At 43.2% G+C, this 12,137-nt stretch carries 14 protein-coding genes; 7 read left to right on the top strand and 7 right to left on the bottom strand.

What is annotated here, in order from left to right; translation table 11 throughout:
- Nucleotides 1-33 precede the first annotated feature (33 nt).
- Nucleotides 34-924, top strand: coding sequence for a beta-carotene hydroxylase (crtR, locus tag H6G26_RS12775; RefSeq protein WP_190729666.1), 891 nt, complete (start codon nucleotides 34-36; stop codon nucleotides 922-924).
- 21 nt (nucleotides 925-945) lie between these two features.
- Here the strand turns inward: crtR and H6G26_RS12770 are convergent, their stop codons facing one another.
- The 6 genes from H6G26_RS12770 to H6G26_RS12745 all read right to left on the bottom strand — a co-directional run bounded on the left by H6G26_RS12770 (nucleotide 946) and on the right by H6G26_RS12745 (nucleotide 4,476).
- Nucleotides 946-1,272: a DUF5615 family PIN-like protein gene (locus H6G26_RS12770; RefSeq protein WP_190729617.1), complete on the bottom strand. Its 327-nt coding sequence runs from the start codon at nucleotides 1,270-1,272 to the stop codon at nucleotides 946-948.
- Entirely contained in the window at nucleotides 1,256-1,480 is a 225-nt protein-coding gene (locus H6G26_RS12765) for a DUF433 domain-containing protein (protein WP_190729616.1), read from the bottom strand. Before H6G26_RS12765 ends, H6G26_RS12770 begins: the two co-directional genes overlap by 17 nt.
- A 117-nt stretch (nucleotides 1,481-1,597) precedes the next feature.
- Entirely contained in the window at nucleotides 1,598-2,149 is a 552-nt protein-coding gene (locus H6G26_RS12760; RefSeq protein WP_190729615.1) for an opioid growth factor receptor-related protein, read from the bottom strand.
- Nucleotides 2,150-2,325: 176 nt separating this feature from the next.
- Nucleotides 2,326-2,727 carry a chorismate mutase gene (aroH, locus tag H6G26_RS12755; RefSeq protein ID WP_199326832.1) on the bottom strand — a complete coding sequence of 134 codons (402 nt, stop codon included), beginning with the start codon at nucleotides 2,725-2,727 and terminating at the stop codon, nucleotides 2,326-2,328.
- A 114-nt stretch (nucleotides 2,728-2,841) separates the two neighbouring features.
- Nucleotides 2,842-3,663: a signal peptide peptidase SppA gene (gene sppA, locus H6G26_RS12750; RefSeq protein ID WP_190729613.1), complete on the bottom strand. Its 822-nt coding sequence runs from the start codon at nucleotides 3,661-3,663 to the stop codon at nucleotides 2,842-2,844.
- 516 nt (nucleotides 3,664-4,179) lie between these two features.
- The gene (locus H6G26_RS12745) at nucleotides 4,180-4,476 is read right to left on the bottom strand and encodes a hypothetical protein (protein WP_190729612.1); all 297 of its coding nucleotides are present in this window, start codon (nucleotides 4,474-4,476) and stop codon (nucleotides 4,180-4,182) included.
- A 410-nt stretch (nucleotides 4,477-4,886) separates the two neighbouring features.
- On the opposite strand from H6G26_RS12745, the gene H6G26_RS12740 reads away from it, so the two are divergent.
- From H6G26_RS12740 to H6G26_RS12715, 6 genes are all read left to right on the top strand, one after another.
- Nucleotides 4,887-5,681, top strand: coding sequence for an MlaE family lipid ABC transporter permease subunit (locus H6G26_RS12740; RefSeq protein WP_190729611.1), 795 nt, complete (start codon nucleotides 4,887-4,889; stop codon nucleotides 5,679-5,681).
- 120 nt (nucleotides 5,682-5,801) lie between these two features.
- Complete coding sequence (locus H6G26_RS12735; RefSeq protein ID WP_190729610.1) at nucleotides 5,802-6,188, top strand: DUF3119 family protein; 387 nt, start codon at nucleotides 5,802-5,804, stop codon at nucleotides 6,186-6,188.
- 137 nt (nucleotides 6,189-6,325) lie between these two features.
- Complete coding sequence (locus tag H6G26_RS12730) at nucleotides 6,326-7,597, top strand: DUF3086 domain-containing protein (RefSeq protein ID WP_190729609.1); 1,272 nt, start codon at nucleotides 6,326-6,328, stop codon at nucleotides 7,595-7,597.
- A gap of 81 nt (nucleotides 7,598-7,678) precedes the next feature.
- Nucleotides 7,679-8,356 (top strand): glycerol-3-phosphate 1-O-acyltransferase PlsY, encoded by a 678-nt coding sequence (plsY, locus tag H6G26_RS12725; protein WP_190729608.1) that lies wholly within the window; start codon nucleotides 7,679-7,681, stop codon nucleotides 8,354-8,356.
- Nucleotides 8,357-8,722: 366 nt separating this feature from the next.
- The gene (locus tag H6G26_RS12720) at nucleotides 8,723-9,937 is read left to right on the top strand and encodes a lipid-A-disaccharide synthase-related protein (protein ID WP_190729607.1); all 1,215 of its coding nucleotides are present in this window, start codon (nucleotides 8,723-8,725) and stop codon (nucleotides 9,935-9,937) included.
- 141 nt (nucleotides 9,938-10,078) lie between these two features.
- Entirely contained in the window at nucleotides 10,079-11,818 is a 1,740-nt protein-coding gene (locus H6G26_RS12715; RefSeq protein WP_190729606.1) for an ABC transporter ATP-binding protein, read from the top strand.
- A 2-nt stretch (nucleotides 11,819-11,820) separates the two neighbouring features.
- Here the strand turns inward: H6G26_RS12715 and H6G26_RS12710 are convergent, their stop codons facing one another.
- Nucleotides 11,821-12,078 (bottom strand): hypothetical protein, encoded by a 258-nt coding sequence (locus H6G26_RS12710; protein ID WP_190729605.1) that lies wholly within the window; start codon nucleotides 12,076-12,078, stop codon nucleotides 11,821-11,823.
- Nucleotides 12,079-12,137: the final 59 nt, after the last annotated feature.

Here is a 12,137-nt window from a genome sequence, read left to right as displayed (position 1 = left end):
TAATGTTTGATTAAGAAGGAGTCAATGTTAGAGATGATCGCATCGGAGGCAAAAAAGCCACTGACAATCCCGCCAAAGGAATTTTTAGCGCCTCCTGGTGATTTTAATCCCACGCTACTGCTGTTTTTGGTAGCTGTAACAATGCTAGTGTTATCTAACTTTGGTTACTGGCTTTGGGAATGGCCGCACTGGCTGTGCTTTAGCCTTAACACTATTGCTTTGCATTGTGCTGGGACGGTAATTCATGACGCTTGTCACCAATCTGCCCATCGCAACCGGGTAATGAATGCGATGTTAGGACATGGCAGTGCATTAATGCTAGCTTTTGCTTTTCCAGTGTTTACGCGGGTGCATTTACAGCATCATGGTCATGTCAATCATCCCGAAGACGACCCAGATCATTATGTTTCTACGGGTGGTCCACTCTGGCTGATTGCAGTGCGGTTTTTATACCATGAGGTGTTTTTCTTTCAACGGCGACTGTGGCGGAAATATGAGCTATTAGAATGGTTCATTAGCCGTTTAATTGTCGGTGTAATTGTTTATATATCGGTGCAATACCACTTTTTGGGTTACATTCTGAATTTTTGGTTTATACCAGCTTTTGTGGTGGGGATAGCACTGGGATTATTTTTTGATTATTTACCGCATCGTCCTTTTGCAGAGCGCGATCGCTGGAAAAATGCTCGTGTCTACCCAAACCAAGTTCTTAATATTTTGATCATGGGGCAGAATTACCACTTAATTCATCATTTGTGGCCTTCTATTCCTTGGTATAATTATCAGCCTGCATATTATGTCATGAAGCCACTTTTAGATCAAAAAGGCTGTTATCAAACTTCAGGATTATTACAGAAAAAGGACTTTTTTGAGTTTGTTTATGACATCTTTTTAGGAATTCGGTTTCATCATCAAAAAGAATAGAGTTGTTGTATTAAGCTCGCGTCAAAAATCTCTGATTTCAACAACTACACCTGGAGTGATCGTTGCTAGGACACTACGAACACTGGGTATCAATGGAAGCAAATCAGGTAGGCGATTACTAGATGCTACTAGAACAACGACTGCAACTCCAGCCTGTTGCAAGTTTTGCTGATATCGTAAGTTTTGGTCTGTTGTGAGGAGAATTGTGAAATTCTCCTGGATCATCAGTTGCAACAGTTCGCCATTCTTTTTGCCCGACCATCCCATTTCCACAACTGTGCGTACCTCATAATCAGTGAGTTCACGCCTTAAGGGTCGTGGAACACACTCATCAAGCAGAATTCGCATAGACCGTTAGCATTTCCTTTGCTAATTCGAGAGTGGCGATTGCTTGCTGACGGCTGACACTAGGAAAGTGATCTAAAAACTCATCTAGTGAGTCACCCGCTTTTAGATAATCGAGCAAGGTTTTTATCGGCACACGAGTGCCAACAAAAACAGGGGTTCCCCCCAATATATCGGGGTCACTATAAATAACACGCGATGTGGATGTCATATACTTAGCTTGTCAGCTACAGCCTACCTTCCGATCCTAACTCTCGTTGTCTCAGAAATCTCCGCATATATTTTATTCCCCTTTGCAAAGGGCGATCGCTGAACAGTATCATTATTGTTACATTGTCGCATTGGGTTTGACTGCAATTGTCCAATACTGAAATGTTTCACTTCCAATGCGATCGCTATTCTCCTGGTAGATTTGCTGCAAGCATTCATAAAATGCTTGGGCTTCATTCTCCAATCCAAATGTCATTAAGCATTTTAATATACGGGTGATGCGAAGATAATTGTGGTCAAATATACAGACCCATTCACGCTTACGATTCGGATAGTTTTCTGACTGGCTGACAACTATTTTTCCGTCATTACTCTGATGGCGTTGCAACCCATAAAATTTAAGCATGACTGTGAAGGAACGCAGCAAATTTTGACGTAGGTGTGGGTTGCTTTGAAATGCTTGAATTACTTTCTCATCAACAATGGGTGCATCACGATTGAATGCACTTCGCTCAGGCAAAGGGAACAACCACTGAATATAATCATGGACACACTCCAATTCTTCAAAATCCCAAGTCCACATCTCTTGAATTGTGCGACCTTTTGAATCTTGTTGCTCCCCTAAATAGAATGGAACAAGCATTGCAGTGAGTTCTTTTTGATAATTCATTTCAAACTCCCTTCACAACTCAACATCTTGATTTTGGCCGCGATCGCCTCACCAATGACTCCAAATTACTATGACAAACTAGTAATATTTTCCTACCAGCAGCAGGTTGAACAAACACATCAGCACACAATGATATTTTTGTGCTGTTTATTACATATATTTTATTCTAAGTATATTTACACTTTTGACTTCACTACTGGCTGTGATGTTTGTAAAGACTGGGGCAAACTCCAGTCGGGACGCAAGCTAGCAGCATTGCGTAAATAAATATGATGAATTGAGGCGGAAGCTGGCAGATAAGCGTGGATTAAGAACCGAATGCAGCACTGTAAGCTGCCTTCGACGTGCATTTGCTGCACATCCAACATGGCCACATTATCCCAACCAGGACGCGATCTAGCGATCGCAGCTGGAAAAATAGCATCTAAATCGCGTGTCACTGAGAAAGTCACACTAATCATGTCCTTCGGCTGGAATTGATTCCGGTTTTCTAATTCATCTAGCAGTTCTGTCACTACCTCTCGCATTGCCTCAACGGTATTTTCTGAAACGGTTGTTGCTCCGCGAATAGCCCGCATTTGCCACTCCACGCCCAAATCCTCCTTAAAACAAAAAAGTTAGGAATTAGGAGTTAAGAGTGACAAATTGAGAGTTTTAACTTCTAACTCCTCACTCTTATCTCCTAACTCATATTAAGGTCGATATAACCACAACGGTAAACCACTAGTAGACACTTCAAATTCGAGCCAATCAATTCCAGATCGAATTCCTGATGAAAACTGACGACTCCCTGGTAAAAGGCGACTCAATAAGGGTTTACGTTCTTCTAGGGTATAGCAGAGAGTTTTTTCTGGATCAAGTCCGACTAGTTCTGCTGTCCAGCGACGGGCATCTTCTTCTGTGCCCAGGCGATCTACAACACCCAACTCTAGGGCTTGCTGTCCAGTAAAAATCCGGCCATCGGCGAAACTTTTCACAGCTTCTACTGTTAAAGAACGACCATCAGCTACCGTTTGGACAAACTGCTGATAACTTGTGTCAATCAACTCTTGCAGGATGTTTTCTTCTGGTTGAGTCAGTTGCCGATCAAAAGACAATATGTCTTTGTAAGGGCCAGACTTAATTACCTGGAAAGAAACACCAATTTTTTCTAGCAAGCGTTCCAAGTTATTCCCACGCAAAATCACACCAATACTACCCGTAATCGTTCCTGGGTTAGCTACGATGTGTTCGGCTCCCATGCCGATGTAGACTCCTCCAGAAGCCGAGATATTCCCAAAACTAGCGACGATTTTAATTTTTTCGCGCAAACGCTTCAGGGCGCTGTAGATTTCTTGGGAATCTCCGACTGTACCACCAGGGCTATCGATCCGGAGCAATAATGCCGGAAACTTTTTTTCTTCTACAGTTTTCAGGGCTTCTAGGACGCGTTTGCGGGTAGCACCGGCGATCGCACCAGTAATTTCAATCCGCGCAATTTGTTTTCTAAACTTGGGCTTAAACGGCCAAATCATGAGCTGTCAACATACCTCGTAATAAACTTAATATAAGATGCCCAGCAGTCAGACGACCTGCTTTGCTCTGTTAAGAAACATAAGCAGACATTCTGAGCATCAGAATTTTAAGGAAATTTTTATATTTTGCAGTGGGTTTTATTTGATATTCTCAATGAATACTAATCAAGTCCTTAAAAATTACAGCTAGCCCAAAATGCCAAACTCTAGTTTAGCGTTCAGCATAATGATTTAGCACACACTATTTTAGTTGTTCTACAGGGTTCAAAATCCTACAACCCTTGGTATTATCAAATTTTTGACTTTTTGAGGATTGATTTACTACAGTCGCGCACCTGTACTAGTTGCCAGTAATCAATAACTAATAACTAATAATTAATAAATATTTAATTAAAAAATTCATTCAGCAACACTAATTTCTACTTAGCTTAAGACCAGTAGTATTTTGACTTTTGGGATATTGCGTTTCCCTATGTTGTACAGCCCATTAGCGCCTGACAAAGCTATTTCTACTGTTTAGGAATTAATTCGTAAAATTTGGCACCGATAATAAACGTACATATCAAACAGTGCCCCGACGAAACTACAGGTAAAACTAATCACAAATAATCCCCGGAGGGGAGTTCCACTGCCAAAGGTGGCGAGAAAATGCATAATCTGAGTAGCGATCGCTTCAGTTAACTCTTGTAAACCTGGGAAGTAACCGATGAGGGGTAAAAGGAGCAGTCCACCGCCAACTAGGAATATGGGAGCAACAAAACTAAAAATGATTGTGAGTAGTAAAGAGCGGAGAAAGTTACTGAAAATAGTCATTTAAGACAAACTCCGTGAGTAGATATGACAAGAGCTAGATAGCAGTTCGTCATTTTCTACAATACGTGCGATCGCTCTTGAACAACCAATCTGTCAAAAATCTTAAGTTTTCATTAAAATAAACGGCTACCCGTTACAGCACATGCTGGGGTTATCAAAAAGAATTTGAATCTGCAAAACCTTTGCAAAATAAAGGTTATAGCCAAGAGTAACACTTATTTATTGGTTGGCAGCACGTTCAATAACAGCTTCATTTTCTGAGAGCATCTTTAATCTAAGTTAATATTTAGCCCCATTGGGGATTGGAGACTGGGGGATGGGAATTGTAATTTTGAATTTTGAATTTTGAATTCCCCCAAGGGGTTGACTTCCGCTATTCTTAAGGCAGTTACCGAGTTAGCTACAGAACATTGAACCAGACTACATCCAAATCCAGTTTAGGAGAATGGAGTCAGCGGCTGCTGGCGGCGATTTTTCTGGGTGGGCAAGTACTAGTTCACCTATTGAGGGGCAAAATCCATCGGCGCAACACCTTGCAACAAATGGCAGCAGTTGGGCCAGATTCCCTATTTATTGCCCTATTGACAGCTATTTTTGTTGGTGCAGTGTTTACCATTCAGGTGGCGCGGGAATTTATCAACTTTGGCGCAGGAAACATTATCGGCGGAGTGCTTTCTGTCGCGTTGACACGAGAACTATCTCCCGTGCTGACAGCAGTGATTTTGGCTGGGCGAGTCGGTTCTGCCTTTGCAGCCGAAATCGGTACCATGCGAGTCACAGAACAAATCGATGCCATGTTGATGTTGAGAACAGATCCAATCGATTACCTGGTTATCCCCCGCGTTCTTGCCTGCTGTTTAATGCTACCAATTTTAACCCTCCTGTCTTTGGTAACAGGGATGTTTGGGGGATTAATAATTGCGACAAATATCTACAACCTGTCTGATACGGTATTCCTAGACTCAGCCCGTAACTTTCTTGGTATCTGGGATATTGTTAGCGCCATGATTAAGGCGTGTTGCTTTGGCATTTTAATCGCCGTAATTGGTTGCAGTTGGGGGTTGACGACAACAGGAGGAGCTAAAGGCGTAGGACAGTCAACCACAACTGCTGTTGTGACTGCCTTGCTAATTATATTTGTTTTCAACTTTTTTCTTTCTTGGTTAATGTTTCAGGGGACTGGCAGTGCATTTCTAGGGATGTAAAAGTGAGGAATTAGGAGTTATGAGTTATCAGTTAAAACTCCTCACTCCTAACTCTTAACTTCTAACTCCTGACTCCTAAAATAGGAGAGATGCCTAGTAAATAAAGCAGGATTTAAGACTGTGACCAGTTCATTTGCTCCTAACTCCACATCAACTGTGGAACTCAAGCCTAGTTACAATATACCTATAGTGTTGGTGATTGCCGCTATTCCACTACTGTTGGTACAACCGTTGGTAGGCTCTGTTTTTACACTGTTTGGTTTGTTTCTCATGTTTCAGGCGTTAACGCTGCGTTTGCAATTTACCGCCACCGATTTAGATATTTACAGAGGCGAAAAATTGATTCGGCGTTTTCCCTACCAGGAATGGCAAAACTGGCGGATCTTCTGGAATGAAGTCCCCATCCTGTTTTACTTTAAAGAAATTAAAAGTATTCACTTTTTGCCGATTTTATTTGATCCCAATACCTTGAAAAGTTGCTTAGAACAACGTTGTCCGCGTATTTAGTTCTAAGTTCCATCTGTGCTGAGTCGTTTCGCTCTAGACTTATAACTCAGCACTCATAACTCAGGACTTTTATGGCAGGTCAATTGTAATATTTCTGAAAGCTATTTATTCGCGTCATAGGAATTACACTATTGTTTATGAACCCAGAGGCATCTCAAACCCCAGAACCAATTGATGAGCGGTTGGCAGAAAAACAAGAACAGAACAATGCAGTTGAACATCCAGTCAATCCATCTGTTGAGTCAGTGGGAGAAACAGGAGCCATTAGCTCATCAGAGGATTACACAACTTTTGAGCCACTCATTTCCAATGCAGAAGTGGTAGATTCTACACTAGAGCTAACAGAAAATTCAAATAGCGAGTTTGTAGCGCAGTCGCAACCGGAAAATAATACCGCACTGGGTTCAGAAAACCATTCTTTATATACACAAGCAGAGCAGCGAGTGGCAGAGTTGCAGAGCGCTGAAGCGTCTCTCAAGGAAGAAATAGCCAAGCTGCAAGCTTCTTACCAAAACCTTCAAGCACAAGTGAGTGAAACTCAAACCTCACTGGGGCGACTGGTGCAAGAATCGCTAGTGCAGTTAGAACAACGCAAACAAACCCTGCAAATTTCTGTAGAACAACTAGAACGCCGTCAAGAACGTATTCGCAACGAGATGCGAACCACTTTTGCTGGAACATCCCAAGACTTGGCAATTCGGGTGCAGGGTTTTAAAGACTATCTCACTGGTAGCTTACAAGATTTAGCCGTTGCGGCTGAACAGTTGCAACTGACGCCAACTGTGGTAGAACGAGAAAAACCATTTGTAAAAGAAAAAGAGGCTAAACCAGTTGAAACCCAACCTGGAATACCGCAATTTGCCCAACAGCAGTTTCAAGATACTACTAAGCAAATTCGCCGCCTAATTGACCAATACCGCAATAAACCAGATTACTACGGACCAGCCTGGCAACTACGCCGTACCTTTGAACCAATTCACGCAGAACGAATCTCTAACTGGTTTTTTACCCAAGGGGGACGGGGTGGTTTGCGGACAATGGGTAGCCGCTTACAAAATATTTTAATTGCCTCAGCTGCAATTTCGATATTACACAAGCTATATGGCGATCGCGTCCGTACTTTAGTCTTAGCTAATACACCTGAGCGATTGGGTGAATGGCGGCGCGGCTTGCAAGATTGTCTGGGAATCGGTCGCCCAGATTTCGGCCCAGACCGGGGCGTGGTACTATTTGAGGCGTCTGATGCTCTAGCTCAGAAGGCAGACCGATTGACGAAAGCTAATCAACTGCCCTTAATTATCATTGACGATTCAGAGGAGCAAATCAGTTTGTCACTGCTGCAATTCCCCCTGTGGTTAGCCTTTGCCCCTGACCCCAAAATCATGAGAAACTATGATGATGACTTTTAAATAAGTCATTAATCATTGGTCATTAGTCATTGGTCAAGAGGTATTACTCTTGACTTTTTTAAATTTTGAATTTTGAATATTATGGCTATTTGGTTAACTCTGTGCGGAGCAATTGTGGTTATAGCTTACCTGTTGGGTTCTTTTCCCACTGGCTACATTGCTGTGAAGCAGTTAAAAGGTATTGATATTCGAGAAGTTGGTTCAGGTTCTACTGGAGCAACTAATGTACTAAGAACTTTGGGAAAAGGGCCAGGAGCATTCGTTTTAGTACTTGATTCTTTAAAGGGAGTATTAGCGATCGCTCTAGTTTACTGGTTATTCAATTTTAACCCAATTCAAAATTATATCCCTCCAACGGTAGATGCACAAGTGTGGCAACCTTGGTTAATAACTTTAGCTGGGTTAGCTGCCATCTTGGGACATAGTAAATCAATTTTTTTGGGCTTTACTGGTGGTAAATCCGTTGCCATCAGCTTGGGGATTTTGTTGGCTATGAGTTGGCAGGTAGGTTTAGCAACAGCAGGTGTGTTTGCTGTTGTCGTAGCAATATCGCGGATTGTCTCTTTGAGTTCAATTGCAGGTGCGATCGCTGTTTCCATTTTCATGGTACTTTTGCATCAACCTTTACCATATATTCTGTTTGGGATTGCCGGTGGATTATATGTGATTTTGCGCCATCGCACTAATATTGAACGGCTGCTTGCTGGTACTGAGCCAAAGATTGGGCAAAATGTAGCGACACCAGAACAAACTACATAATTGACCAACTGCAAATTGATAAAGAGTTTTTGCTACATACTTCGCCCCAAACGATGCCCTGAGCAGGCCGTTGGGTGAGTTTGGTATCTCTTCTGGAGTTTAGACTAAGCAACAAGATTTAATCTGATATGAACCTTTAAGGACTTTGCCATCTAACCCAACAGTTTCTCTAGTATTTGGTTGTATATTAAAGAATTTGCTCAGACAGACGGAATAATCTTCATAATCTTGTAATAAGGCACAACGCATAGTGCTATAAGAAAGTAGTCTATTTTTTGCGGGTTGAAAAAGGTCAATCAACGGCTCACGGTAGCTTTAAATCCAGTCTCCAATTACCAAGTATTTTAGACCTATCCAAATCCCAAGATGCCCTCTAAGCGAATCTTATTTATCAGTAACGGCCACGGAGAGGACAACCATACCTCTTATGTTATTCAGACCCTGCGCCAATTGTGTCCTTCTCTGGAGATGGCAGCAATGCCGATTGTGGGGGAAGGAAAAGCTTACCGCAACTTGAACATTCCCATTATTGGCCCGACGCAAACAATGCCCTCTGGAGGATTCTTTTATATGAAGCGCCTCTATATGCTCAAAGATTTTCAATCGGGATTGATTGGGTTAACGTGGCGACAGTTACAAGCAGTGTTGCAGTATGCTCCCGACTGCGATTTGATTATGGCTACTGGGGATTTTGTCTCCCAGACATTTGCTTACTTAACAAAGCGCCCCTTCGTCTCCTTTATCTCTTGTCTTTCTGCACTCTACGAAGGGCGGTTACGGCTCAATCCGCTTCTGTGGCACGACCTTAATTCTTCCAGATGTCTGGCAGTTTTCACCAAAGAATCCTATACGGCTTATGACCTCCAACGGCAAGGTTTAACTAAAGCTCAATTGGCTGGCATTCCGGCTTTAGATTGGCTCGTCCCTACTGGCAAAGACTTGCACCTGAAACCGGACGAGAGAGCGATCGCTCTCCTACCAGGGTCACGGATGCCTGAAGCCGCGCGAAATTTTTGTTTGCAGTTGCAACTAGTGGTAGAAATCGCCAAGGTGATGCCTGAATCAGGATTACAGTTTCGCGCAGCCTTGATACCGGATTTGATGAAGCAACTAGACGACATCGCCAAAAGCCAAGGTTGGCAGCTAACTGAAGGCATACTCACTTATTCTCCTCCAGGAAATTCTCCTGACGAATCACCGATTGTGGAAGTGAGATGTTATTCAGATGCCTTCAGCGACATCCTATGTAACTCTACTCTCGTCATTGGTATGGCAGGGTTGGCAGTGGAGCTAGCTGTAGCGATCGGGAAACCTATCATCCAGATTCCCGGAGAGGGCCCTCAATTTACTTATCAATTTGCAGAGGCGCAAACACGGCTGTTGGGCACAAATGTCCAAACCATCGGCACCAAGCCAGCAACCCCTGAGATTCTCAAGCAAGCAGCTCGACGAGTAGTCGAGACTTTACAAGATTCAGACTACCTCGCTAAGTGCAAAGTAAATGGCCGTGAGCGATTTGGCTTGCCCGGTGCATCTGAGAGAATTGCCCGCCTTCTGCTAACCTATTTAGGAGAAACTTAGTAGAAATTACTGCTACTGCCAAATTTCAAGAGTACAAAAGTTTATCTGCCAAGGTTGCACAACAAGTTTTGAGATTGTTGGATAAATCATGGAAGGGATACTTTGCAGCGCTAGCACAATATAAGCATACAGAATTGAACTATGAAAGTCCGCTCTAGCTACTGGCAACTGTTGCCTTATCTCTGGCCCCAATGGCCGCGGTTAGTTCGGGGATTAGCTTGTATTTTAGGGTTTGTATTGTTCACCCTAGCAATACCCTATTTAGCAGGTAAGGTCGCTTTGTTTCTTGGTCAGGGAAATGTTACCCAGATTGCCTACTGGCTCGGACTAGCCACTTTAGTATTTTTGGTTCGAGGGTTTTGTCAATACGGGCAGAATGTCTTTATGATAGCTGCTGCTCTGGAAATGGTTTTAAACTTGCGTAAGCAAGTTTACGCTCACCTGCACAAACTCGGATTGGATTACTTTGAAACCACACAGACGGGAGACCTCACTTATCGCCTAACTGAAGATATCGACCGGGTAGGGGAGATTGTTGACAAGTTATCCCATCAGTTTCTTTCCAATCTCTTGCAGTTAATTGTGATTCCGCTTTATATGCTCTACCTGAATTGGCCGCTCACGCTTACAGGTTTGATTTTGGCTCCTTTGATGGCTTGGTTGATCGGAGGATTTGGTCAGCGATTACTCGTGCTATCTCGTCAGAGTCAAAATCAGGTTTCCAATTTGTCAGCGCTGCTAACAGAAGTATTTGGCGGTATTCGTGTGGTTCAGGCTTTTGCGGCACAAGAGTATGAAGTGAAGCGATTCAATCAGGAAGCAGAACACAATCGTCAGGCTCAGTATCGCACTCAACAACTCAAATCCATTCAGTTTCCTGTTGTTGGGTTTTTGGAAGCAGTTAGTATTATGCTGCTATTTTTATTGGGAGGATGGCAGATTTCTCAGAATCAGCTGACATCTCAAGGGTTTATCAGTTTCTTAGCTGCTGTGGCTTTACTGATTCAGCCAATCGACATGATGATTAGCAATTACAACGAGTACAAACAGACTGAAGCTTCCGTCGAACGCATCTTTGAACTGATGGCGAAGCAGCCTAGCCTCAGCGAAAAATCGAATGCAAAGGAAATGCCAAGAGTTATGGGCAAGGTAGAATATCGTCATGTCGATTTCGCCTACAATCCCAGCCAGCCGGTACTCAAGGATCTTTGTCTGCAAGCTTCTCCTGGTGATGTCATTGCTTTAGTTGGTTCTTCTGGTGCGGGCAAATCGACATTAATTAACCTTTTACTTCGCTTTTATGACCCTCAGAGGGGTCAAATTCTGGTTGATAATATTGATATCCGCGACGTTACACTCACTAGCCTGCGCCGTCAAATTGGCATTGTTCCCCAAGATGTTACCCTTTTTTCGGGAACGATCGCCCAAAATATTGGCTATGGTCAGGAAGAATTAGATTTGGCAGCAATTGAAGAAGCAGCAAAGATTGCCAATGCTCACTCCTTTATCACCCAGTTTTCCCAGGGTTATCATACCTGGGTAGGCGAACGTGGAGTTAACCTATCGGGAGGACAACGCCAAAGATTAGCGATCGCCAGAGCGATCGTCAACGATCCTCGAATTCTCATCCTAGATGAAGCTACTTCTGCCTTAGATTCGGAGTCAGAAGCACTAGTTCAAGAAGCGATCGAGCGAGTGATGCAAAACCGTACCGTGTTTATTATCGCCCATCGCTTGAGCAGCGTTCGTAGGGCTGACTGCATTCTCGTACTAGAACAAGGACAGTTGGTTGAAGCTGGTACTCATACCTCCCTCCTGTCTCAGGAAGGACGCTATGCCCGTTTTTATGCCCAACAGTTTTATTCTACAGATGAGGATTAAGCTTACGAATTAACCTTGCCTTTAATTAAACGGTGGAAAAGGCGGCAAGGCCACCAAAAAGCTCCACATATACTTACTGAGGCGATCGCAGCCACAATTCGCCAAGTTGAACTAGACTCAGTGGCAGACTCTGAAGGGTGAGCTTGTGTACTTTTAGCTAATTCTGGCACTGAATGAGATAGCTGACTGGCTGTACTCACCCCTTCAATCGCTGCTCCAATTAGATAAGCTACTAGGGCAATTACTAGCCAGTTATTCATAATATTCCACTGTTTGAACTCTGAGCGTATGCTTGGCGAGCAATCATTTGATGATTTCT

The sequence above is a fragment of the Nostoc sp. FACHB-888 genome (genome assembly GCF_014696655.1).
Classification (GTDB): domain Bacteria; phylum Cyanobacteriota; class Cyanobacteriia; order Cyanobacteriales; family Nostocaceae; genus Nostoc.
Note: the sequence above shows the minus strand (reverse complement) of the source record. Positions and strands in the feature narration are given on the sequence as shown.